Genomic DNA, 21405 nt, shown 5'->3' with positions numbered 1-21405 from the left:
AGTGCACGCGCGCAACCCTCGTTTCAGCGTTGCCGTATGCTCCTGTGTGGCACCCGTGGTTCAGGAAAAGCGGCGCAACGCATTAACCGGGCCTTCTGCGCACGGTGCTTGCTGCCACAGCGTTGCGGTTGCGCCACCCTGACGCCACCCTGAACTGAGCGGCGCTGCGGCAGATCGAATCGACTTCCTCGCCAGCATCCTGGCTCCCGGCTGTGCCGACCCGACACCGCCGCTACGACATTTCGATGATGACCTTCAACGCATGGGAATCCGCCGCGGAGCCGAAAGTCTCGTAGGCGTTCAACACGTCTTCGAGATGGAAGCGGTGGGTGATCAGCCTGGCAGGATCGAGCTTGCCGGAACCTACCGTCTTCAGCAACATCGGCGTACTGACGGTATCGACAAGGCGTGTGGTGATGGAGATGTTGCGGTCCCAGAGCGTTTCCAGATGCAGATCCGCCTTGACCCCATGCACGCCGATATTGGCGATCACGCCCCCAGGGGCGACCAGCGCCTCGCACAACTCGAAAGTTTCAGGCACGCCCACCGCCTCGATCGCGCAATCCACGCCGACATGGCCGGTCAGTTTCATCACCTCGGCTATGGGTTCGGCCATTCCGCTGTCGATGCACGCTGTCGCCCCGAAACGGCTCGCCACCTCCAGGCGGCTTGCATCGCGATCGATCATGATGATCTGGGCCGGCGAATAGAACTGCGCGGTCAGCAGCGACGCCAGTCCAATCGGGCCCGCGCCGACAATTGCGACAGTGCTGCCAGGCTGGACCTTGCCATTGAGGACGCCGCATTCAAAACCGGTCGGCAGGATGTCGGAGAGCATCACGAGCGCTTCTTCGTCGGCACCGGCGGGTATCGGATAAAGACTCGTCTCCGCATGCGGAATGCGCACGTACTCTGCCTGTGTGCCGTCGATGCGGTTGCCGAGAATCCAGCCCCCGGTCGTGCAATGCGAATACATACCGCGCCGGCAATACTCGCACTTGCCGCACGAGGAGATGCAAGAGATCAGCACGTGATCGCCCTCTTTCAACGAACTCACCGCGGCGCCGACCTGCTGTACGATGCCCACCCCTTCGTGACCGAGAATGCGGCCGGGTTGGCACGTCGGAACGTCGCCCTTCAGGATGTGAAGATCGGTGCCGCAGATCGTCGTGCGCGTCACCTTGACGATGGCGTCGGTGGCGCAGGCGAGTTGCGGCATGGGCCGCTCGTCGAGCGATTTCTTTCCAGGGCCGTGATACACCAATGCTTTCATGATTTTCCTCGTTGATCAGTCAGGGCCGCCGCGAGATGAGCATCACGCCGGTGTGTCATGCTCCGTGTCCGCCTCTTCGCGAACCAGCAGCACCGGACACGTCGCAAAGCGCGCGAACCGCTCGGCCACGCTCCCGAGCACCATGCGCCGCAAACCACGGCGCCCGTGCGTGCCCATCACGACCAGGTCCGCGCCACGGCGTTCCGCACAGCGCAGCAACGCGCTGGCAATGTCCTCGGCGATGCCTTGCGTCTCGACGATTTCCGTATCGCCCGCGACATCGAGTTCGCGCATCTGGTCGAGCGCGCTGGTCAGGAAGCTTTGCCCAACTTGCCGCGCCGCGTCTGTCAGCAGATGCGGATCGCAGGCGCCCGCGTACGTGAAAGCCGCCGACTGATCCAGCACGAAAACCGCCGTCAATTTGCCGCGCGCGAGCCTGGCGAGCTGGATCGCTTCGGACAGCGCCCGCTTTGAGGCTTCACTGCCGTCCAGGGCCACTACGATGTTGGTGTACATGACTCACTCCTGAAGAAGACGCTGAAACATCCGTTGCCAATCAGTGGCGCGCGGCACCCTGTTCGAGAAGCCGTTCGGCCGCATCGAAGGCCTCCCGTATCGCGCCATCGGGATCGTGACCCTGGCGATGCTCGAGCGGCACCAGTTCACCCGTGCGCAGCACCAGATCGAGACGTGCGTCGAACAGGGTGTGGTTCGGCGCCGCGCCTGGCGCCGTCCCTGGCTCGGCGCCTCGCGCGCCGGGCATGTCGTAGAGCGACCGCTCGTGAATGGCCTCGATCGCCAGATGGCAACCGGAGATGAATCTGCCGAACCGCTCGAGCCGCACCAGTTGCGCCGCTGCCTCGGATTCGATTTGCGCGGATCCCGCAAATCCGAAGTAGACGATCTGCATATCAATTCCCATACTGCCTCCGCGCGTGCTGTCCCGCCGGTCGACCGTTGCTGCAGCGAAGCCACATAGGCAACGAGCCGATTAAGAGATCATCGGCACTATTGGCGTCTTGCGATTGACCTGCATCAACGGCGGGGCAGTGCCACGCAGCGTGCGTGAGCGCGTGTTCGAACGCGGCCGCGTTGGCGAGATGCTGCGACCCGGAGACGGGCGGCGTGTGCTATTTTCTGGAGCCCAACGCGGTACAACCGGTGTATGAACTTTCCCATGCATGACGCCAAAACAGAGACGTCCTTCGACCTGTCGTCACACAGCTCGCCGTGGACGCTGTTCTGCATTTTCCTGAGGCTCGGCCTGACTTCGTTCGGCGGGCCGGCGGCTCATCTTGGCTATTTCCGCGATGAATTCGTCAGCCGCCGCCGCTGGCTCGATGAACACACGTTCAGCGACGTGGTCGCGCTGTGCCAGTTTTTGCCGGGCCCGGGCAGCAGCCAGGTCGGCATCGCAATCGGCCGTCTGCGTGGCGGCATTGCCGGCGCGCTCGCGGCCTGGCTCGGCTTCACGCTGCCGTCGGTGCTCCTGCTCGTGGTCTTCGCATACGGCTTCACGCTGCTGTCGGATGCGACCTCGCTTCATCTGCTGCGAGGGCTGAAAATCGCGGCGGTCGCGGTGGTCGTCCAGGCTGTCTGGTCGATGGGACGCATGCTCTGTCCCGACCGCCTACGCGCGACAATCGCGGCGGCTTCCGCGATCACGGTGATCCTGCTCGGCGCGGGCTTCGGGCAGATCGCGTCGATCGTTGCCGCGGGGGTGGCCGGCGCGGCGCTGCTGACTTCTTCGACCGAGGTGCCGAGCGCGCCACCCGGCATGCCCGGGTCCAGAACCGGCGCGCTCGCCTGCCTCGCGGCCTTCGCACTGCTACTGTTCGGCCTGCCTGCGGCAGCGGCCTATCTGCACAGTTATCCGCTCGATCTGTTCGCGGCGTTCTACCGGGTGGGATCGCTGGTATTCGGCGGTGGCCATGTGGTGTTGCCACTGCTGGAAGCGGTCGTCGTGCCGCGCGGCTGGGTTCCCGCGAACACCTTCATGGCAGGCTACGGCGCGGCGCAAGCGGTTCCCGGCCCGCTCTTTTCGTTTGCCGCGTTTCTCGGCGCCACCAGCAGCGGTCATCCGGCAGGCCTCGCGGGCGCACTGATCGCTACGGTGGCGATCTTCCTGCCTTCGTTCCTGCTGGTCGGCGCGGCCTTGCCGCTTTGGGGCAGGTTGCGCGCGTTCGCGTCGATGCGCCGCGCCATGGCCGGCATCAACGCCGCCGTAGTCGGCATCCTGCTCGCCGCGCTGTACGACCCCGTGTGGACCAGCGCCGTGCACACCGGCCGCGATTTCGCGCTGGTCGTCGCCGCGCTCGTGCTGCTCGGGTGGTGGCGAGTACCGTCGTGGGCGGTCGTGCTGATAACGGTCGTGCTCGCGTGGTGGTTCGTGTAAGGAGGCCGATAGCGGGCCGCGAGCGCTCGCTTGCCGAACAGGCGCGCGGATCACTCGCGCCGCCCTGCCCGGCCCCGTCGCACCGCGTTGATCCAACTCAACGAGATTCCCCCGCCGCGCGAGTATGGTTTAGCAATACGTCCACGGCCATCATCCCTCGGGGGATCATCACATGAAAAATTCCGATTACCTGGCCACGCAAGCGGCCGCGGATCCGGCCCGCGACAAAGCAAACGCAGCGGGTCATTTCTATCTCGTCGGCGGCGGCATCGCGTCACTCGCGGCCGCCGCCTTTCTGATTCGCGACGCCGATATGCCCGGCTCCCGCATCACGATCCTCGAGGCGCTCGACAAGCCCGGCGGCAGCCTCGACGGCGCCGGCTCGCCACAGGAAGGCTATGTCGTGCGCGGCGGCAGAATGCTCGAGAGCAAGTATCTATGCACCTACGATCTGTTCGACTCGATTCCCACGCTAGACGGCCACAGTAGCGTCACGAAGGAAATCTTCGACTGGAACGAAACGATCCGCACCTCGTCGAAAGCACGCTTCGTGCGCGACGGCCAGCGCGAGGACGCGCCCTCTTACGGTCTCGCCGAAACGCATCTGCTGACGCTCGGGCGCCTCTCGATCGAACCGGAAGCCATGCTCGGCGACAGCCGGATTTCCGATCACTTCGAGCCGGACTTTTTCGAAACCAACTTCTGGTACATGTGGTGCACGACGTTCGCCTTCCAGCCCTGGCACAGCGCCGCCGAATTCCGGCGCTATCTGCTGCGTTTCGCGCATATGACGTCGGGCTTCAACCAGTTGCAAGGCATCATGCGCACGGTCTACAACCAGTACGATTCGATGGTGCGGCCGCTGCGCAAATGGCTCGACGAACGCGGAGTGAGATTTCGAACCAACACGCGTGTTGTCGATCTGCATTATGACGAAAGCGGCGAACTGAACCGGGTGGCAGGCATTGTCTGCGAACAGGACGACCGGCGTATCGAGATCCCCGTCTCCGCACAGGACAAGGTCATCGTCACGCTCGGTTCAATGACGGCAGGTTCGAGCCTCGGCGGCACGGACCGCGCCGCCGTGCTCAACCATGACGACAGCAGCGGCGCGTGGGCGCTGTGGAAAACCATCGCCGCGGGGCGTGCCGAGTTCGGCCATCCGTCGGTCTTCGCCGATCACATCGACGAATCGACCTGGCTTTCCTTCACCGCGACGCTGCACGACCGCACGCTGTTCCGCCTGATCCGCGATCTGAGCGGCAACGTGCCCGGCGAAGGCGGCCTGATTACCTTTCCGCACTCAAACTGGCTCGCCTCGATCGTGCTGCCTCATCAGCCGCATTTCATGGGTCAGCCCAAGGGCGTCGAGGTGTTCTGGGGTTATGGACTATTCGTTGACCGGCCGGGCAATTTCGTCAACAAGCCGATGGCCGAGTGCACGGGCCGCGAAATCATGAAGGAGCTGCTCGGTCATCTGCACATTCAGGCGGAAGCGCCGCGCATTCTCGACGACGCCGTCTGCATTCCATGTCTGATGCCGTTCATTACCAGCCAGTTCCTGCGACGCAGGCGCGGCGATCGCCCGCAGGTGGTGCCCGAGGGCTGGGCGAACCTCGCGTTCATCGGACAGTTTTGCGAGTTGCCGAACGATGTCGTGTTCACGGTCGAATACTCGGTACGTTCCGCGCAAACGGCTGTGTATACGCTGCTCGGCCTGAACCGATGCGCGCCGGCAGTGTACAAAGGCCAGCACGATCCGCGTGTGGTGTATGGCGCGGTTTCCGCTTTGCACGGCCACTGAAAACGGCAAAGCCTGTCGCAAAGCGTTCGATGAGCGTTCGATGACGGGCGCTTTCGCGCTTTCACCGCGAGTCGTAGGCGACTCGGCGGCTTCTTGCCCTTGCACCGGTCGCGGCGAAGGTGCCGCGCGCGGCAGCGCTGATGATCGTGCTGCCGACCTGAACGGCGCGTCGCTCAGCTAGTCCATGCGAGCGCGTCATAGTTGGCGAGATGGCGTTTCAGCACGCTCACGAACAGCACCAATGAAGCGGCCACCGCGCCGCGCTGCACTTCGGCTGCGCGCACCTTGCATTGCGCGACGGGCGCCTTGCCGGCCAGCGCGCGCATTTCGTCAAAGGCAGCCTGACTGCCGAGGCCGCCCAGGCTGCAAAAAAACGCGACATGTCTGAACTTCCACCGGTTTTCGAGCAGATATGCGCGAACCGGTGCGGAGACGGCGCCACCCCAAACGGGCGTGCCCACCACCACGAGATCGTATTGCCCGGTGTCCCGCCCGGCCGGGACGATCTCGGCGGGCCGCTTGAGCCACGAGTCGATCAGGCAGCGCATATAGCCCAAGCCGCCGCGCCGATCGGTGCAATCGCAGATCTCTTCGAGATCGGCAGACAGCATCTTTGCCAGCGTAAACGCGAGCGTGCGCGTGGTGCCGGTCCGCGAAAAGAAGACGACTAGAACACGGGCTTCAGACATGACTCGCTCCTTCTGGGGAAAACGCACGAGCGCGCATGACGCCATGCATGTCCGGAGCATAGGTGGGAGCAGGCGCGGCTTCATGACGCAAGTCAAAAAACGTTTTCACGCGGCGCGCTGGAAGCACCATTGATCTGCGTCAATGAGACCGGCGCCGCCGTTCTTAGACTCAAGCTCACTGATTCGCGCGTCAAGCCTGCGCGTCACCCCCTCTCGCGGAGCGACTGTCATGAGCTACAAAACCATCGTTGTTCATCTGGACACCAGCCAGCACGCCCATCCGCGGCTCGAGATCGCGCTGCGTCTGGCCAATCAGTTCGGCGCGCATCTGACCGGCGCGTTCGCCGTGTTCTCGCCGGACCCGCGTTCGCTCTATGTGATGGCCGGAACCGCGGAGTATTACCGAACGCATCAGGAAATGCGCGCGGAGCGCAGCGCGGCGCTCGAACGGCTGTTCCACGCCGAACTCCGGCGCGCCGGCGTCTCGGGGGAATGGGTCGCCATCGACGAGCCCGCCAGTGTCGCGATCCCGCGCGTGGGCCGCTGCGCCGACCTCATCGTGGCCGGTCAGGACAATCCGGCGGATCCGGAGTCGTATGTCGGCGACTTCTTTCCGGAAAACCTCGTTCTGTCGAGCGGCCGCCCGGTATTGCTCGTGCCCTACGCCACCAATGAACGGTCGACGGGCGGCCGCGTATTAGTCGCGTGGGACGGCAGCCGCGAAGCCACGCGCGCCGTGCACGACGCACTGCCGTTCATGCAGTCGGCGAGCAGCACCACGATTCTCACGATCAATGGCGAGCACAACGGCGAAGGAGCCCGCATTCCCGGGGCGGATATCGCCGCAGTGATCGCGCGGCATGGCGTGCGGGTCGAGGTCGCCGACATCGAAACGGGACCGGGCGGACTGGTTGGCGAGGTGTTGCTCTCGCAGGTCGCCGACAGCGGCGCCGATCTGCTGGTGATGGGCGCTTATGGCCACGCCCGCTGGCGCGAACTGGTAATGGGCGGCGCTACGCGCACGATTCTGCGCTCGATGACCGTGCCGGTACTGATGTCGCACTGATCGCGGCACCCGTCCTTCTGATTCTGGAGAGTTCGCCATGTATAAACAGATTCTGGTTGCCGTCGACGGCAGCGAAACCTCGTCGCGCGCTCTGGCCGCCGCGATCGGACTGGCGCGCGACTCGGGCGCGCGGCTTCAGCCGCTCTACGTGGTGGACGTGCCGTTGATGTCCTACGACGTGCCCGGTTACGACCCGTCCTATGTGCGCGATGCCCTCGTCGCGGAAGGCAAGCACGTGCTCGCCGACGCCACCGCGCTGATGACCGCGGCAGGCGTGATCGGCCCCTCGCGCATGGTCGAAACCGACCTGACGGGCGACGACACCGCGCACCGCATTTTGCTTGCCGCGCAGGAATTCAACGCCGACGTCGTCGTGATGGGCACGCACGGCCGGCGCGGTGTGCAACGGCTGGTGCTCGGCAGCGTGGCTGAACATTTTCTGCGCATCGCCACCTGTCCGGTATTGCTGATCTCCGCGCATTGCCCGGCGCCCGCCGCAAGCCCCGCAAAAACCGAGAGCGAGCCTGTCAAGGATCCGTCATGAACTGCAAAACCCTGCTGGTGCATCTCGACGACAGCGCTCACAGCGCCGCCCGGCTCGACTATGCGCTCGACCTGGCCGCTCGCCACGACGCCCATCTGATCGGCCTCTACCTGGTTTGCGACGAGCCCGAGGGACCGCTCTTTCTGCACGGAGAGGACATCTGGACCGCCAGCCGTCAGGTGCAACGGGACAAGAATCTCAAGAACGCGCACGCGGCTTTTCTTGCCGCGGCGGAGCGCGCCGGGCGCAGCGTCGAATGGCGCGCGCCGGGCGGAGTACCGACCGGCACGGCGATCCTGCATGCGCGCCACGCGGATCTGCTGATCCTCGGCCAGGACGATCCGGAAGACAGGAGCGCCTTTATCGCGCGCGATTTCGTCGAGGACGTGATCATCGCTTCCGGGCGGCCGGCAATCGTACTGCCGTATGCGGGACCGGTACGGCCTCAGATAGAGAATGTGATGATCTCGTGGAACGGCGGACGGGAATGCGCGCGGGCGGTGACCGATGCGCTGCCGCTCATCCGCGGCGCCGGCTTCGTCACGATCATGAAGGTCGAGCGCCATCCGCAATATGGTGAGCCGAGCGGCATCGACGTGGCCGCCTGGCTCGCGCGGCACGGCATCGAGGCGAGTTTCACGGCCATGCCGAAAGTGTCCGGCGTCCACACCGGCGCGATGCTGCTCAATGCGCTGGCCGACCGTCACATCGATCTGCTGGTCATGGGTGCGTACGGCCACGCGCGGGCGCAGGAGCGGCTGCTCGGCGGCGTCACGCGCACCATGCTTCAGTCGATGACCGTGCCGGTGCTGATGTCCCATTGAGCACCGCGTCGATAGTGAGGGCGCGAGCGAGCGCCCGTCTTGATGGAATGAGCCGGACGACCACGGCCTGCGACACCCGGCGGGACTGGCATGAACCCGGCGTTTCACGGACAATGAGCGCAAACACAAATTATCCGCGCGGTGTTTCGCCGGCCTGCGGCCACACGAACCACGGAATCGCCCGGAATAGACGTGCTTGCCGTGCACGCCGCCGTACAGACGCTCTCGGGCGGCGCGCGCTATCCTTGTCTGCAGTCATTCCAAAGAGATGCACATGTCCGTCAGCGGTAAAGCGCCCACATCGCGCAGTGCGAATTTGCGTGAGCGATTTGGTTCGTTTGCGGGTTCGTTTGCGGCGCGGCCCGCGCTCGCGGCCGCTGCCGCGTTCGTCGTCACGTTGGCCGCCATGCTGACAGCGCGGCACTGGTTCGACCCGGCACTGCTGATTTGCGTCGCCGCCGCCCTGCTGCTGGCCACGAGCGCGTTTTTGCTGGTGCGCGCGCGGCGCGAAAGCGTATCCGCACGCGGCGAGGCCAGCACCCGGAACAATCAGTCCGCCGTGAATGAAGCCCGCATGATGGCGATCATCCGTTCGTCGATGGAAGCGATCATCACCATCGACGACCAGCACCGGGTCGTCATCTTCAATCCGATGGCGGAACAGGTGTTCGGCTGCTCAGCGATGGATGCGATCGGTGCGCCGCTTGCCCGTTTCATCCCGGAGCGGTTTCGGGCGGCGCACGCGCAGCACGTCGCGCAGTTCGGCGTGACGGGCGTGTCCGACCGCCAGATGGGCAAACAACGCGTGCTGGCGGGCTTACGCGCCAACGGCGAGGAATTCCCGCTCGAGGCGTCCATCTCGCAGATCCGCGATGGCGACATCCGCCTCTATACGGTGATGCTGCGCGATATCACGGAACGCGTCAAAGCAGAGCGCGCGCAACGGCAGGCGCGCGAGGAGTTGCGCGAGCTGTCGGCCAATTTGCAGAATATCCGTGAAGACGAGAAAACGCGTATTGCGCGCGAACTGCACGACGACCTCGGCCAGCAACTCACCGCGCTGAAAATGGACATTTCGTCGGTCGAACAGGCGCTCGAGGGGTCGGCGAGCGAGCCGGTGCGTGGACAGTTGCAAGGCATGCGCCGACTGATCGACGTGACCGTGGCCTCGGTCCGCCGCATTGCAGCCGATCTGCGTCCGGTCATGCTCGACGACCTCGGATTGATTCCCGCGATCGAGTGGCTCGCCACCGACTTCACCAACCGCTACGGTATCGACGTGGAGCGTGACATCGAAACCGGCGACGCGCGTTTCAGCCCGGCAGGCGCCACCGCGCTGTTCCGGATCGTGCAGGAAGCGCTGACGAACGTGGCGCGCCATGCCGACGCCACGCTGGTCACGCTGAGCCTGCAGGCGGGGGATCAGACCTTCGTGCTGCGCATCGCCGATAATGGCCGCGGCGTGCATCGCACGGCCGAGCCGGCAGCTAAATCCTTCGGCCTGCTCGGCGTTCGCGAACGCGCGCACATGCTCGGCGGCGCCGTCGACATTCAAACCGCCCACGGCCAGGGCTTCGTGCTCACCGTCACCATTCCGGCTGAAAACGTGCAGATGCAGGAGATGCAACTATGACCCGCGTTCTGATCGCCGACGACCACGCGCTGGTGCGCGACGGTCTGCGCCATATCCTGAAGAACGCAAGCGGCTTCGAAGTGATCGGGGAAGCAGACGACAGCGCCAGCACCGTTGCGCTGATCCGCGAGCGGCCCGCCGACGTGCTCGTGCTCGATCTCTCCATGCCGGGGCGCAACGGCGTCGAGTTGATCAAGCAGATCAAGGAGGAAAAGCCGGCGCTGCGCATCCTCGTGCTGACCATGCACGCCGAACAGCAATACGCGGTGCGGGCGTTCAAGGCCGGCGCGTCCGGTTACCTGACCAAAGAAAGCGCGAGCGCCGAACTGGTGGCCGCCGTGACCAAAGTCGCGGCCGGCGGCGTCTACGTCAGCCTTGCCATGGCGGAGCGGTTCGCGCAGAGCCTGAACGAACCGGCGGATCTGCTGCCGCATCAGCGTCTGTCGGATCGGGAATTCGATGTTCTGAAGCGTATTGCCGCAGGCCAGACGATCACGGAAATCGCGGTCGAACTGTGTGTGAGCAGCAAGACCGTCAGCACGTACAAGACGCGCATCCTGGAGAAGATGCAGATGCCGCACGAGGCCGCCCTGGTGCGCTACGCGATGCGCCACAAACTGGTCGCCGACGACGACGCCGACATCTAGACGGCTTCGCGGCGCCTCCGCTCGCGGGCGAGCGCCGCATGTTCCCTAGCCGACCCGAACCACAAAGCCTGCTCCTTTCGCACCCAGGGACTCTCCTGGTGCGCCCCATCTCCATGTAGGAAACTCCCTACAAAGCTTCACGCTCACCTACTCGAAGTTCATTCGGCGCCGATTTTATTTTGAGACAGCGCAGCCGATACTTCGAGCCATGAACTCAAGCCCCGAGAACCTTACCCTCCGCGTCTTTCTGGTCGACGACGCACTATCGGTCCGGCGCCGCATGGCCGCGCTGCTTGGCGCGCTGGACGGCGTGGAAATCGTCGGTGAAGCCGAGGAATCCGGCGCCGCGCTTGCAGGCGTCGAGACTGGCGCAGCCGATCTGGTCGTGACGGAACTGCATCTGAGCGGAGGCACGGGCATGGAGTTGCTCGCATCGCTTGCCAAAAGAATGCCTCATGTGATCGCCATCGTGCTGACGAACCACTCGGGTGCATGGTTTCGGCGCGCATGCCTGATGAGCGGTGCCCACTACTTTTTCGACAAGACCAGCGAATTCGATCTCGCACGAAGCACGATCCAGCGGATCGCCAGCGAACATCGCACGCGCGCCTTTCTACAATCCGGAGCACATCATGTCTGACGTCCTCGCCTATTCCGTCCCCGCGCCTGTTGCCGTCTTCCCGCCGATGTCGCCCGTTGCCCGGGAAGTGCCGGTGCCCGTGCAAGTGCCGCGCAAGGACGCGCTGGGCTGCACGACCTGCTCGATGCGCTCGATCTGCATGCCGCAAGGTCTGACGGCGGCGGAGATCAAACAGGTCGAATCATTGATCTGCCCGTCGCGCACGATCAAGCAAGGCGAGACCATTTATCGCGCGAACGATTCGTTCCAGAGTATCTACGTGGTGCGCGTCGGCTCGTTCAAGACCGTCGTCATGCATCGCGACGGCCGCGAACAGGTGACAGGCTTTCACCTCGCCGGCGATTCGCTCGGGCTGGACGGCGTGTGCTCCGGTCATCACAACTGCGACGCCATCGCGCTCGAGGACAGCAAGATGTGCATTATCCCGTTCCATCTACTCGAAGCGATGTGTCGCGAGGTCAAGGCGGTCCAGCAACACGTGCACCGCATGATGGGCAGCGAGATCGTGCGCGAATCCTCGCAGATGATGTTGCTCGGCACGATGTCCGCCGAACAGCGCGTCGCGACGTTCCTTCTGAATCTGTCGGACCGTTTGAGACTGCGCGGCTATTCGCCGGCCGAGTTTTACCTGCGCATGACGCGTGAGGAAATCGGCAGCTATCTCGGCATCAAGCTTGAAACGGTGAGCCGGATGCTCTCCAAATTCCAGCGTGATGGACTGCTCGACGCACACGGCAAAAATATCCGGATTCTCGACCATGAGGGTCTCGTGCGGGTTTGATTCGCGCTCGGCGTTCGCTCGGAAGTCATGACCCGCCGTCGGCGCGAAACAGGCGCCAAAGGTGGCCAATGAGCGAGTATCCGCGCACGCTACCCAACGGCGAGCACTGCGGCACCTGTCAACTTGCCCTCCCGCAGATCGCTGAGCGCCCGGTTCGCCTCCGTCAGCGCATAAGTTGTCGTGTCGATCTCGAGGCGATGCTCGGTAGCAATTCGCATGAAAGCGAGTCCGTCCTCGCGTGTCAGATTGGCGACGGATACCACGTGCCGCTCGCCCCACAGAAATGCGTACGGGAACGACGGAATGTCGCTCATGTGAATCCCGCCGCACACCACCGTCCCCCCTTTCGCGACAGCGCGCAATGCTTGCGGAACGAGCGCGCCGACCGGCGCAAAAATCAGGGCTGCATCCAGCTCAGCCGGAGGCATTTCGTCGCTGCCGCCCGCCCACGCTGCCCCGAGACGCAACGCGAGTTGCTGGGCCGCGTGATCGCCCGGGCGCGTGAACGCATACACCGTGCGCCCTTGATGACGCGCGACCTGCGCGACGATATGCGCCGCTGCGCCGAAACCGTAAATACCGATCCGTTGGGCGTCGCCCGCCATGCTCAGCGTGCGATATCCGATGAGTCCCGCGCACAGTAACGGCGCCGCTTCGATATCCGAATACTGCGCGGGCAGATGGAAGCAGTAGCGACTGTCGGCGACGGTGCGCTCGGCGTAACCACCGTCGATCGTGTAGCCCGTGAAGCCCGGTGCGTCGCAGAGATTTTCCCGCGCCGACAGGCAGTAGCGGCAATGTCCGCAGGTATGGCCGACCCATGGCACACCCACCCGGTCGCCGAGCGCGAAGCCCGTCACCCCCGCACCGAGCCCGGCCACGGTGCCGACAATCTCGTGGCCCGGGATCACAGGCTGCTTGGGATGCTCGAGTTCATGATCGACCAGATGGAGATCGGTGCGGCACACGCCGCATGCGTGAATCTGGATGAGGATCTGCCCGGGACCGGGCGTCGGATCCGGCACCTCCTGCTCACGCAGCAGCGCTGCGCTACCGTCGAACACCATCGCACGCATAAGGTTCTCCTCAAACCGGGTAAGCCGGCGTACACATCGAGTGCTGCCGCGGCGGCATGGCGATAAGGACACTGCAGCGACCGCCGGCTGCCTCGCACGCGCTCACTCGCAAAAGCGGAAGTAGCCGCTATGCATCAGCACCGGTTTGCCGCCGATCTCGTGGAGCAACTGTCTTGCAGCGTGTTCGATGGGATGCCGGTTCGAGTTGAACGCGGCAATCAGATCGTCTTCGCGCAGCGACGCGGCACCGAAATGATCTTCGAGGGCCTCAGCGGTGATCGCGCACTGCACGCGCTCGCCGTCCACTTCGGCCGGAAACGCGATGACGAGATCGCGCGCACAATACTCCGGAAGTTCTTCAGGAAAATGAATCTTCATGACCGTCACCTGGTTCACTGCGCAGGTCGCAAGACTGGAACGGTCGTATTCGCGCACCTACGCGTCGCGCGCCACGCACCGGGGCGAATGCGACCTATGCGTCGCCCGCCTGTCAGCAGCATAGGACCTCTACACAGTACGTCAAATTCAGGCATTGCGTCCTGATTGACGAAAGTCAACGGCACCCAATCTGGCCTCCGTACACTGGACTCATCCTTTGCACAGGAGCACGTGCCGTGATCGCCTTAGTCCGAAACTGTCTGTCTGCATGTGCCGTGTTAGTGCTGGCCGCCGGCTCCGCTCATGCCGAACCGGAACCGACCGCCCTGGTCGACCAGCAGCACTGCATGTTTTGCCACACACACGATGCGCCATTCCTCGCCCCGTCGTTCCAGCAGATCGCCGAGCGTTATCGCAACGTGCCAAATGCGCAGTTCATGCTCGAGCACAAGTTGCGCCTCGGCGGCAAAGCGCATTGGGGCGATATGCCGATGCCGCTGCCGGGCGACCGCGGCGGCCCACTGTCGGCTGAAGACGCGCATACGCTGGTGCAATGGGTATTGAGTCAATAAGGAGTCGATGAGCAGTCGATAAGCCCGCCCATCGAGGCCGCGTTATCCGCGGTCTGCCTGGATTGAACGACGACCGTACGTTTCGGAGAAATTTCATGCGTCTCACTGTCCACCTCGACACGTTCGATCGTGTCCATCCGATGGCTTTTGCAATCCTGTGGCTCGATAAGGATGCGCGGCAGTGGTCGCGTGAAGGCCACCTCGGTCTCGAACTGCCCGATTGGGGCACGCTGCATATGGATTGCGGCAACACGCTCGTGTGCGGCCCGCACGACACGACGCCCGTCTGTGTGCTCGAAGGGCTCGATCTGAACGAACTCGACGGGCCGTTCGAAGGCGAGACCGGACGCGCCCAGTGGTGCGCGGAACGCGGCCGCGCCCTGATGACCGGCCATTGGCATGTGCAATGTATCGACAACGAACGGGTGCAGCCGGAACACGGCCTGTTCGCCTCCGACAGCGACGTGTGAAGCGCTGATTTCATCCACATTACCGAGGCCATCGCCATGGGACTGAGCACCGATCTGGACGGCGTGCGTCACGCTTACGGGCTTTGCTTCGTGCGCGTACCGTGGGCTTATTTCACGCGCTTGCCGCTCAACGAGCAATGGGGCGACGGCTGGGAACGCGCGCCCTACGAGCGGCACGCCGGCCTGCCTTACGAGGACGCGGCGCAGCAGATCCTGACCGTTGCGTTCGACGGGCCGCTGTTGCCGCCCGACGCCGGATACGACGGTCGCGCGCGCAGCGTCAACGAAATCAACCGCGGCGACGCACCATGGCTGCGTACTCAGGATTTCGTCAACAATGCGCCGGTTCAGATCGTCGCGGGGGTGTCGCTCGAAAGGTTCGTCGAACTCGTGGAACTGGCTGGCGGCCGCGTGTTTGCGCCGCTCGGTTGGGGCGCGCTGCGGCTTTCGCCCGCGGATCCGGCCGAGGCGCCGGAAGCTGCGAAGTACGAGCACCGCGCGGATCCTGCATAAGCACTGCCGCGCAATACCCTGCACTTACCTTTGCCGATCGCTGTCGGCCGTCGAATTGAGCAACATGACAAAGCACGCGACGCCGACGATCAGGGCCGCGACGCCGTAGCGAAACACCGGCGGCTGGTCGAAGAGCAAACCGCGGATCGACGCCCCAATACCTGCCAGTGCGACGAATACGGCGATTGCCGCAAAAATGATTCTGCTTTCTGAGCGGATCATGATGTGCTCCATGGAGTCCAAGCGGAGTAGTGAAGACATCATCGGTCCAGCGGGCTGATTGGGTTTGACGAACATCAATCGCAGGCGTGCGGCGGCAAGAAATCGACAAAGCAGCGGCGAGCCGTGGTTCGTCATGACTTCTTTGTACGCGGCAACGCCGCATTCAGGAAGGGATTGAAGCTATTCGAGCGGGCCGGCGGGCTCGCTTTTTTTGTGCGCCGGCGTTTGTCCGGTTGCGCGCTGCCGGACAATTGCACGAGTAATTCTTCCGTGGCGTTGTCGTCGTCCGTATCGGCCTGTTTTCTGTTTTTTGCGTGGGCAGGCCGAGCGTCGTCGGCGCTTGCACTTTCGCTTGCGGCGCGAGTCGGCAGCGACTCTCCGGCAATGTGTTCGACCACGGTCATGAACGAAGCTGAAGCCGATTTCGGGGCTTCGCCCGGTAGCATTGTCAGCACGACGATTTCATGCAGCGAGCGGTTATCTACGGACCTCGCACCCAAGGCGCTGCGCCAGTCGGTACCCGCTTGCGCAAATGCCCCAATGACACGTTCAAGTACCGCTGGCGACAGGACGCCACCGTCATAGAGGCTGATGACCACACGCTCGAAAACACGAAACGGAGTCGATGCAGAAGCTTTTGGCATGCGTTCTTGCTCCCCGAAGTGACGCCGCGAATCACAACCGCACGATGCACGGCCGATTGCGCCGCATCTATAGCAAACGCAGCGTGTCGGGATCGGCATCGCCATCGAAATATTTGCGCAGCGCCTCGACGAACACTTCATTGTCGCTCGTTGCGCGCGCGAACAGCGTCATCGACGAGCGGAACTTCAGATAATCCGGATAGCCGAAAATGTCCTCGATCGAGCGGTCCGGCACCAGATTGACGAGCCGCGCCGTTTCCCGAAGACGCTGGCCGAGCACCGGATGCCGCATATAGGCCTCCGCCTCCGGCAACGACGAAATTGCAAAACGGTGCGCCATCGCGCTCGAGCCGAGGCCGCTGATTTGTGGAAATACGAACCACATCCAGTGGCTGCGCTTCCGCCCTGCGGCGAGTTCTTCGCGAACGTCGGCATAGACCGGGTTCTGGGCATCGACAAAGCGCTGAAGATCGTACGGATCGTCCATCATGAGCTCCTTTGTCAGGCATTGGATGCGAAGCGGTTTCAATGTGTTAAATGGTAAGCCCACAAAGCATCTTTTCACTACGACTGAGTGGCCGGGTGCCTGGGAATCGCGCAGACGCGCATTTCCCTGCCTCAGCACTCCCCGTTCCTGTCCATGCGGATCGCACGGCGCCAACGCGTATCGCAGGCACGATCGACAGGCTGCGGGCCGCGCCCGGTCCATGTCCTGGTGGCGCGCGGCCGCCAGCGCATTTCGCGCCGATTTGTTAATCTCACTGCGAAAACACCCTGTCCCCCGAGACACAAGGAGCTTGAGCATGAGTGACCGCGCCGATTACGTGCCGCCGAAAGTCTGGACCTGGAACAAGGAGAACGGTGGCCGCTTCGCGAACATCAACCGCCCTATCGCGGGCGCCACGCACGAGAAGGAACTGCCGGTTGGCCGCCATCCTCTTCAGCTGTACTCGCTGGCAACGCCCAACGGCGTGAAGGTCACAATACTTCTCGAGGAACTGCTCGCGAGCGGTCATAGCGGCGCGGAGTATGACGCGTGGCTGATCAGGATCGGCGACGGCGATCAGTTCGGCAGCGGCTTCGTGGAGGTGAATCCGAACTCCAAGATCCCCGCGCTGATGGATCGCAGCGGCCCCAAGCCGATCCGGGTTTTCGAGTCCGGCTCGATCCTGCTCTATCTCGCCGAAAAATTCGGCGCGTTTTTGCCGACCGAGCCCGGCGCTCGCGCCGAATGCCTGTCGTGGTTGTTCTGGCAGATGGGAAGCGCGCCGTATCTGGGCGGCGGCCTCGGCCACTTCTACGCATACGCGCCGACAAAGATCGAATATGCGATCGACCGCTTCGCCATGGAAGTCAAACGTCAGCTCGACGTGCTCGACCAGCGGCTCGCGGATAACGAATACGTGGCGGGCAGTGAGTACACGATCGCCGACATGGCGATCTGGCCTTGGTACGGCGGCCTCGTCAAAGGGTGGCTCTACGATGCGGCCGAATTCCTGTCGGTGCAGGACTATCGGCACGTTCAGCGCTGGGCTAATGCGATCGGCGAACGCCCGGCCGTGCGTCGCGGACGGATGGTCAACCGTGTCTTTGGCGAGCTGTCGGATCAATTACACGAGCGCCACGACGCCTCCGACTTCGAGACGGGCACGCAGGCCGTATTGGCCGCACAGAAGTAGCGGGAGTAGCGAAGTAGCGGGAGTTGGGCGGACATCGCGGAGCGTTCAACGGTCACGAGCTCCTGATCGAAACCCCCGCGGCCCGCACCGCCGTGCGGATCGTTGTTGACAATAAACAAGGCGTCACGCTATGTTCGGAAAGCCAACCCTACGCACTCCAAACCCTCACTTTCAACCGCTCATCAATGACCACGCCAACCCCATCCAGCGCGATTGAATTGCTGCAGCGGCACTCGCTTGCCACGTTAGTCCAGGAAACGCTTGAACGCGGTATCGCCTCGGGCGAATTCGCCCCCGGCGAAAAGTTGAACGAAGTCGAAGTTTCCGCGCGGCTGAACGTGTCGCGCGGACCCTTGCGCGAAGCGTTTCGAGCGCTGGAACAGGCGGGTTTGCTGAAAACCGAAAAGAACCGTGGCGTCACGGTGCGCGCGTTGTCGCTGCGCGAAGCGGAAGAGATCTACGAAGTGCGCGCAATGCTGGACGAATCGGTGGCCCGCGCACTAGCCGAGCGAATGACGCCTGAAACGCTGGCCACGCTAAAAGGCATCATCGCCGCGATGAAATCGGCGAAGAAAGACCACGACCTCGCCCGGTACACGACACTGAATGTCCAGTTGCACGACGCCATGGTCTCGGGCGTGGGCAACCAGCATTTGCTCGAAACGTATCGCCATCTCGTGCGTCAGCTAGGGTTACTGCGTCAAGCGGCCATCGAAACGGAAAAGAGCGCGCTGACAACGTCGGTCACGGAGCACGAAAAAATCGTCAACGCGCTCGCGAAAGGCGACGCCGAGCGCGCCGTCGCGCTCGTGCGGGAACACGTGGCGCACGGCCTCGCCAGAATGCGGCGCGCCCACGAGCGCTGGGTTGCTTCAGCGCCGCTGCCCACCGCGAGCCAGACCGGCTGAGCGGCGCCGCTACCCTTTATCCGACTTGCCGGCGGCGCTCGCCAGTTTGCTGAGAAGGCGATCGACGAGCCACGGCTGGCGGTCCTCGTCTTCCGCGCGCTCCTTGCGCCGGATTGCATCACGCACCGTTATCGAGCCCACGAAGCGGATCGGTTCGGGCGGAAAATACCCTAACGGGCCGTTCGTCAAAGGACTACGCGTCCACTCGTTGTCGAGTTCGAGCAACAGCGAGGACAGGATCTGGCCGCCCATATACGTCGGTCCAACGCCATTGCCGGAATAGCCAAAGCCGTAGAGCACGTTTGGTGCGCCGTCGAGCCGGCCGAAAAAAGGAAAGCCGGTGACAGACCGATCCGATGGGCCGTTCCAGCTCGCGGTGACCGGCACGTCGCGCAGCGCCGGAAAGAAATCGTGCAGACCTCGCGTCAAATCGGCTTCATAAGGCGAGCGCTGATCGAACACCGGGGCGATCCGGCCTCGCCAGGCAAACGTGTTGCCGCCCTTGCCCAGCATCAGCCGCCCGTCCGGCGTGCTGCGGTAGTAGTAGACGAAGATCCGCGAGTCGAGCACCGACACACCGTCTTTCAAACCGATTTGCTGCAGCAACTCCGGGCATCGCTCGGTGACGATCATGTCGCTTGAAACGACCGCCAGCGTCCGCTCGAACTGCCGGAAGCGGCTCGCCATCCACGCATTGATCGCGAGCACCAGTTTTGACGCGGTGACGCTGCCGGCGGGTGTGCGCACCGTCACGCGTTCGCCGGCGGCGAAGTCTAGCATCGGCGTGCGCTCGTAAAGACGAATACCCATCGCCATCGCGACGCGCCGCAACCCGCGCACGAGCTTGCCCGGATGGACCGTTGCGGCGACCGGCGAATACACGCCGCCGAGATTGCGCGCGGAGCCGGATCGGCTCGCCACTTCTTGTGGCGAAAGATGCTGATACGAATTGATGCCGTGTTCGCTCAGCGCGGCAATGACCGGGTCGAGCAGGCCGATTTGCGCGCGTGAAGTCGCCGTGTAGAGCGTGCCGTCGAGCCGCAGTTCGGCGTCGATCGCGTTGTCGGCGCAGAAGTCGCGAATCCGCCCGACGGCCGCTTCGGACGCTTTCACCAGCCGGATCGCCTCCGCCTCGCCAAACAGTCGCCGCAACGTGAAGAACTTGGTCGACCACGTCAGCAGACAGCCACCGTTGCGGCCACTCGCGCCCGCGCCGCACAGATCGCTCTCGATGATCACAATGTCGAGGTCGGGCTTTTTCTGTTTGGCTTGAATGGCCGTCCACAAACCGGTGAAGCCGCCGCCGACGATGCAGACATCCGCAGTCGTCGCGCCTTGCAAGGCGGGCGCCAACGAACCGTCGGCAAAGAGTGCTTGTTCAATCCAGAACGGACGCATAAATGGCTCGCATTGACCCAACGGTTGTATTCCATTCGGAGAAAGCGAGGCTTGCTCGCGCTTCAAGCAAGAACAAGCCTCCGCGCCGGCCGCTTCAGGCCAGCGCTTTCGCCGAAACCCGCTCGATTCCCATCACTCTGAGCGTGTCGGCAATCGCCGCGACCGCACCCGGAATGCCCGATTCGCCGAAGTGCCCGATACAGCCGACACGGAACGTCTCCAACTGGGTCAGCTTGCCGGGGTACAGGATGTAGCCGCGCTTTTTCACTTCCGTGTAGAAGGTCTTGAAGTCATAGCGAGGATCGTCGGGGGCGTGAAACGTGACGATGATCGGCGCCTGAATCGACGGATCGAGAAAGGGTCGAAAACCGAGTGCCGCCATGCCTTCGATCAGCGCGCGGCAATTGCCTGCATAGCGTGCGCCGCGCGCTTCGAGACCACCCTCTTCCACGTATTGCGCAATGGCCTCGTCGAGTGCCGCGACGACATGGGTAGGCGGCGTGAAGCGCCATTGCGTGGTGCGGTTCATATAGACCCACTGATCGTACAGATCCATCGCGAGCGATGGGCTATTGCCCTCGCAGCGCTCCAGCGTGCTGCGGCGAATGATCACGAACCCCATGCCGGGCACGCCTTCGAGACACTTCCCGGAGGCCGCCACCACCGCGTCGAATGGCGTTCGGCGTGCATCGATATCAATGGCGCCAAACGAACTCATCGCGTCGATGATCAGACTGCGCCCGTGCTTCGCGACCACCTCGGCAATCTCATGGAGCGGGTTGAGCACGCCCGCCCCGGTTTCGCAGTGCACGAGCGCGACATGCGTGATGTCGGGGTCGGCCGCCAGCGCGCGATCGACATCCGCCGCTTTGACCTGCGTGTCTTCCGGATAGTCGATGGTCTGATGGCGCCGGCCGAGTGCGCGGCAAATCTTCGCGATGCGCTGGCAGTACGCGCCATTGTTCGGCACCAGCACCCGTCCGTCGCGTGGCACCAGCGTGCCGATCGCGGCTTCCACGGAGAAGGTGCCGCTGCCTTGCAACGGCACGCACTCATGCGTGTCTTCGCCATGCACGATGCGCAGCGTCTGCTGGCGGACACGGGCGGTGATCTGATTGAAATCGCCGTCCCATGATCCCCAGTCGCGCAGCATCGCCTGACGCGTGCGCTCGGAGGTCGTGAGCGGACCAGGAGTAAGCAGAATGGGTGCGGAGGACAGATTCACGGTAGCTCCTTGTAGATCCAGATG

The 21405-nt window shown here is 63.6% G+C and carries 25 protein-coding genes; 14 read left to right on the top strand and 11 right to left on the bottom strand.

Annotated features, from left to right (window positions below):
* Positions 1-232 precede the first annotated feature (232 nt).
* Genes P0D71_RS28935 through P0D71_RS28925 form a run of 3 tightly spaced genes read right to left on the bottom strand, consistent with a single transcriptional unit; the run spans position 233 to position 2195 of the window.
* Positions 233-1273, bottom strand: coding sequence for a zinc-dependent alcohol dehydrogenase family protein (locus P0D71_RS28935; protein ID WP_091793462.1), 1041 nt, complete (start codon positions 1271-1273; stop codon positions 233-235).
* Positions 1274-1315: 42 nt separating this feature from the next.
* On the bottom strand, positions 1316-1789 hold the full coding sequence (locus tag P0D71_RS28930; RefSeq protein WP_408185740.1) for a universal stress protein: 474 nt from the start codon (positions 1787-1789) through the stop codon (positions 1316-1318).
* A 40-nt stretch (positions 1790-1829) separates the two neighbouring features.
* Complete coding sequence (locus tag P0D71_RS28925; RefSeq protein ID WP_091793458.1) at positions 1830-2195, bottom strand: hypothetical protein; 366 nt, start codon at positions 2193-2195, stop codon at positions 1830-1832.
* A gap of 255 nt (positions 2196-2450) precedes the next feature.
* Here P0D71_RS28925 and chrA point away from each other — a divergent pair, with 255 nt between their 5' ends.
* Both chrA and P0D71_RS28915 read left to right on the top strand, forming a co-directional pair.
* A complete protein-coding gene (chrA, locus tag P0D71_RS28920) occupies positions 2451-3668 on the top strand; it encodes a chromate efflux transporter (protein ID WP_091800400.1) in 1218 nt (405 codons plus the stop codon).
* 172 nt (positions 3669-3840) lie between these two features.
* Positions 3841-5472, top strand: a complete 1632-nt coding sequence (locus P0D71_RS28915) for an oleate hydratase (RefSeq protein WP_408483218.1) — start codon at positions 3841-3843, stop codon at positions 5470-5472.
* 173 nt (positions 5473-5645) lie between these two features.
* On the opposite strand, the gene P0D71_RS28910 is transcribed toward P0D71_RS28915, so the two are convergent.
* The gene (locus P0D71_RS28910) at positions 5646-6161 is read right to left on the bottom strand and encodes a flavodoxin family protein (protein WP_091793454.1); all 516 of its coding nucleotides are present in this window, start codon (positions 6159-6161) and stop codon (positions 5646-5648) included.
* Between the two features lie 229 nt (positions 6162-6390).
* On the opposite strand from P0D71_RS28910, the gene P0D71_RS28905 reads away from it, so the two are divergent.
* From P0D71_RS28905 to P0D71_RS28875, 7 genes are all read left to right on the top strand, one after another.
* A complete protein-coding gene (locus tag P0D71_RS28905; protein WP_091793448.1) occupies positions 6391-7227 on the top strand; it encodes a universal stress protein in 837 nt (278 codons plus the stop codon).
* Between the two features lie 37 nt (positions 7228-7264).
* Positions 7265-7771 carry a universal stress protein gene (locus P0D71_RS28900; protein WP_091793446.1) on the top strand — a complete coding sequence of 169 codons (507 nt, stop codon included), beginning with the start codon at positions 7265-7267 and terminating at the stop codon, positions 7769-7771.
* Positions 7768-8595, top strand: coding sequence for a universal stress protein (locus P0D71_RS28895; RefSeq protein ID WP_091793444.1), 828 nt, complete (start codon positions 7768-7770; stop codon positions 8593-8595). Before P0D71_RS28900 ends, P0D71_RS28895 begins: the two co-directional genes overlap by 4 nt.
* A 274-nt stretch (positions 8596-8869) precedes the next feature.
* On the top strand, positions 8870-10228 hold the full coding sequence (locus P0D71_RS28890; protein ID WP_408185736.1) for a PAS domain-containing sensor histidine kinase: 1359 nt from the start codon (positions 8870-8872) through the stop codon (positions 10226-10228).
* Positions 10225-10875, top strand: a complete 651-nt coding sequence (locus P0D71_RS28885) for a response regulator (protein ID WP_408185735.1) — start codon at positions 10225-10227, stop codon at positions 10873-10875. The genes P0D71_RS28890 and P0D71_RS28885 overlap by 4 nt, the downstream gene beginning before the upstream one ends.
* Before the next feature lie 208 nt (positions 10876-11083).
* Positions 11084-11515, top strand: a complete 432-nt coding sequence (locus P0D71_RS28880) for a response regulator (protein WP_408483217.1) — start codon at positions 11084-11086, stop codon at positions 11513-11515.
* Between the two features lie 46 nt (positions 11516-11561).
* On the top strand, positions 11562-12296 hold the full coding sequence (locus P0D71_RS28875; protein WP_408185786.1) for a helix-turn-helix domain-containing protein: 735 nt from the start codon (positions 11562-11564) through the stop codon (positions 12294-12296).
* A gap of 89 nt (positions 12297-12385) precedes the next feature.
* On the opposite strand, the gene P0D71_RS28870 is transcribed toward P0D71_RS28875, so the two are convergent.
* Both P0D71_RS28870 and P0D71_RS28865 read right to left on the bottom strand, forming a co-directional pair.
* Positions 12386-13372 carry a zinc-dependent alcohol dehydrogenase family protein gene (locus P0D71_RS28870; RefSeq protein ID WP_408185734.1) on the bottom strand — a complete coding sequence of 329 codons (987 nt, stop codon included), beginning with the start codon at positions 13370-13372 and terminating at the stop codon, positions 12386-12388.
* Positions 13373-13474: 102 nt separating this feature from the next.
* A complete protein-coding gene (locus P0D71_RS28865) occupies positions 13475-13759 on the bottom strand; it encodes a DUF1488 family protein (RefSeq protein WP_091800397.1) in 285 nt (94 codons plus the stop codon).
* Positions 13760-13986: 227 nt separating this feature from the next.
* Between P0D71_RS28865 and P0D71_RS28860 the strand changes: the two genes are divergently transcribed.
* The 3 genes from P0D71_RS28860 (at position 13987) to P0D71_RS28850 (ending at position 15305) form a co-directional block, all read left to right on the top strand.
* Positions 13987-14322 (top strand): c-type cytochrome, encoded by a 336-nt coding sequence (locus P0D71_RS28860; protein WP_091793432.1) that lies wholly within the window; start codon positions 13987-13989, stop codon positions 14320-14322.
* 95 nt (positions 14323-14417) lie between these two features.
* Positions 14418-14792, top strand: coding sequence for a DUF3564 domain-containing protein (locus P0D71_RS28855; protein ID WP_408185733.1), 375 nt, complete (start codon positions 14418-14420; stop codon positions 14790-14792).
* A 36-nt stretch (positions 14793-14828) separates the two neighbouring features.
* Positions 14829-15305, top strand: coding sequence for a hypothetical protein (locus tag P0D71_RS28850; protein ID WP_408483216.1), 477 nt, complete (start codon positions 14829-14831; stop codon positions 15303-15305).
* A 24-nt stretch (positions 15306-15329) separates the two neighbouring features.
* Here the strand turns inward: P0D71_RS28850 and P0D71_RS28845 are convergent, their stop codons facing one another.
* From P0D71_RS28845 to P0D71_RS28835, 3 genes are all read right to left on the bottom strand, one after another.
* Positions 15330-15662 (bottom strand): DUF2964 domain-containing protein, encoded by a 333-nt coding sequence (locus tag P0D71_RS28845; protein ID WP_408483215.1) that lies wholly within the window; start codon positions 15660-15662, stop codon positions 15330-15332.
* Positions 15659-16171, bottom strand: coding sequence for a hypothetical protein (locus P0D71_RS28840; protein ID WP_408483241.1), 513 nt, complete (start codon positions 16169-16171; stop codon positions 15659-15661). Before P0D71_RS28840 ends, P0D71_RS28845 begins: the two co-directional genes overlap by 4 nt.
* 67 nt (positions 16172-16238) lie before the next feature.
* Complete coding sequence (locus tag P0D71_RS28835) at positions 16239-16658, bottom strand: DUF1810 domain-containing protein (RefSeq protein WP_408483240.1); 420 nt, start codon at positions 16656-16658, stop codon at positions 16239-16241.
* Positions 16659-16974: 316 nt separating this feature from the next.
* On the opposite strand from P0D71_RS28835, the gene yghU reads away from it, so the two are divergent.
* Both yghU and P0D71_RS28825 read left to right on the top strand, forming a co-directional pair.
* On the top strand, positions 16975-17850 hold the full coding sequence (gene yghU / locus P0D71_RS28830) for a glutathione-dependent disulfide-bond oxidoreductase (RefSeq protein WP_408303331.1): 876 nt from the start codon (positions 16975-16977) through the stop codon (positions 17848-17850).
* 185 nt (positions 17851-18035) lie between these two features.
* On the top strand, positions 18036-18758 hold the full coding sequence (locus tag P0D71_RS28825; RefSeq protein ID WP_091793417.1) for a phosphonate utilization associated transcriptional regulator: 723 nt from the start codon (positions 18036-18038) through the stop codon (positions 18756-18758).
* A gap of 9 nt (positions 18759-18767) precedes the next feature.
* Here the strand turns inward: P0D71_RS28825 and P0D71_RS28820 are convergent, their stop codons facing one another.
* Both P0D71_RS28820 and P0D71_RS28815 read right to left on the bottom strand, forming a co-directional pair.
* Positions 18768-20156, bottom strand: a complete 1389-nt coding sequence (locus P0D71_RS28820) for an FAD-dependent oxidoreductase (RefSeq protein ID WP_408483214.1) — start codon at positions 20154-20156, stop codon at positions 18768-18770.
* 94 nt (positions 20157-20250) lie between these two features.
* On the bottom strand, positions 20251-21381 hold the full coding sequence (locus P0D71_RS28815) for a 2-aminoethylphosphonate--pyruvate transaminase (RefSeq protein WP_408354464.1): 1131 nt from the start codon (positions 21379-21381) through the stop codon (positions 20251-20253).
* Between the last annotated feature and the right edge of the window lie 24 nt (positions 21382-21405).

It is taken from the genome of Paraburkholderia sp. RL17-383-BIF-A (assembly GCF_046028015.1).
Lineage (GTDB): Bacteria > Pseudomonadota > Gammaproteobacteria > Burkholderiales > Burkholderiaceae > Paraburkholderia.
Note: the sequence above shows the minus strand (reverse complement) of the source record. Positions and strands in the feature narration are given on the sequence as shown.

Bases quoted from the DNA above. Each gene is read 5' to 3' on its own strand.
- P0D71_RS28935 (WP_091793462.1), bottom strand. From the start codon at position 1,273: ATGAAAGCATTGGTGTATCACGGCCCTGGAAAGAAATCGCTCGACGAG.
- P0D71_RS28930 (WP_408185740.1), bottom strand. From the start codon at position 1,789: ATGTACACCAACATCGTAGTGGCCCTGGACGGCAGTGAAGCCTCAAAG.
- P0D71_RS28925 (WP_091793458.1), bottom strand. From the start codon at position 2,195: ATGGGAATTGATATGCAGATCGTCTACTTCGGATTTGCGGGATCCGCG.
- chrA (WP_091800400.1), top strand. From the start codon at position 2,451: ATGCATGACGCCAAAACAGAGACGTCCTTCGACCTGTCGTCACACAGC.
- P0D71_RS28915 (WP_408483218.1), top strand. From the start codon at position 3,841: ATGAAAAATTCCGATTACCTGGCCACGCAAGCGGCCGCGGATCCGGCC.
- P0D71_RS28910 (WP_091793454.1), bottom strand. From the start codon at position 6,161: ATGTCTGAAGCCCGTGTTCTAGTCGTCTTCTTTTCGCGGACCGGCACC.
- P0D71_RS28905 (WP_091793448.1), top strand. From the start codon at position 6,391: ATGAGCTACAAAACCATCGTTGTTCATCTGGACACCAGCCAGCACGCC.
- P0D71_RS28900 (WP_091793446.1), top strand. From the start codon at position 7,265: ATGTATAAACAGATTCTGGTTGCCGTCGACGGCAGCGAAACCTCGTCG.
- P0D71_RS28895 (WP_091793444.1), top strand. From the start codon at position 7,768: ATGAACTGCAAAACCCTGCTGGTGCATCTCGACGACAGCGCTCACAGC.
- P0D71_RS28890 (WP_408185736.1), top strand. From the start codon at position 8,870: ATGTCCGTCAGCGGTAAAGCGCCCACATCGCGCAGTGCGAATTTGCGT.
- P0D71_RS28885 (WP_408185735.1), top strand. From the start codon at position 10,225: ATGACCCGCGTTCTGATCGCCGACGACCACGCGCTGGTGCGCGACGGT.
- P0D71_RS28880 (WP_408483217.1), top strand. From the start codon at position 11,084: ATGAACTCAAGCCCCGAGAACCTTACCCTCCGCGTCTTTCTGGTCGAC.
- P0D71_RS28875 (WP_408185786.1), top strand. From the start codon at position 11,562: ATGTCGCCCGTTGCCCGGGAAGTGCCGGTGCCCGTGCAAGTGCCGCGC.
- P0D71_RS28870 (WP_408185734.1), bottom strand. From the start codon at position 13,372: ATGCGTGCGATGGTGTTCGACGGTAGCGCAGCGCTGCTGCGTGAGCAG.
- P0D71_RS28855 (WP_408185733.1), top strand. From the start codon at position 14,418: ATGCGTCTCACTGTCCACCTCGACACGTTCGATCGTGTCCATCCGATG.
- P0D71_RS28850 (WP_408483216.1), top strand. From the start codon at position 14,829: ATGGGACTGAGCACCGATCTGGACGGCGTGCGTCACGCTTACGGGCTT.
- P0D71_RS28845 (WP_408483215.1), bottom strand. From the start codon at position 15,662: ATGACGAACCACGGCTCGCCGCTGCTTTGTCGATTTCTTGCCGCCGCA.
- P0D71_RS28840 (WP_408483241.1), bottom strand. From the start codon at position 16,171: ATGCCAAAAGCTTCTGCATCGACTCCGTTTCGTGTTTTCGAGCGTGTG.
- P0D71_RS28835 (WP_408483240.1), bottom strand. From the start codon at position 16,658: ATGGACGATCCGTACGATCTTCAGCGCTTTGTCGATGCCCAGAACCCG.
- yghU (WP_408303331.1), top strand. From the start codon at position 16,975: ATGAGTGACCGCGCCGATTACGTGCCGCCGAAAGTCTGGACCTGGAAC.
- P0D71_RS28825 (WP_091793417.1), top strand. From the start codon at position 18,036: ATGACCACGCCAACCCCATCCAGCGCGATTGAATTGCTGCAGCGGCAC.
- P0D71_RS28820 (WP_408483214.1), bottom strand. From the start codon at position 20,156: ATGCGTCCGTTCTGGATTGAACAAGCACTCTTTGCCGACGGTTCGTTG.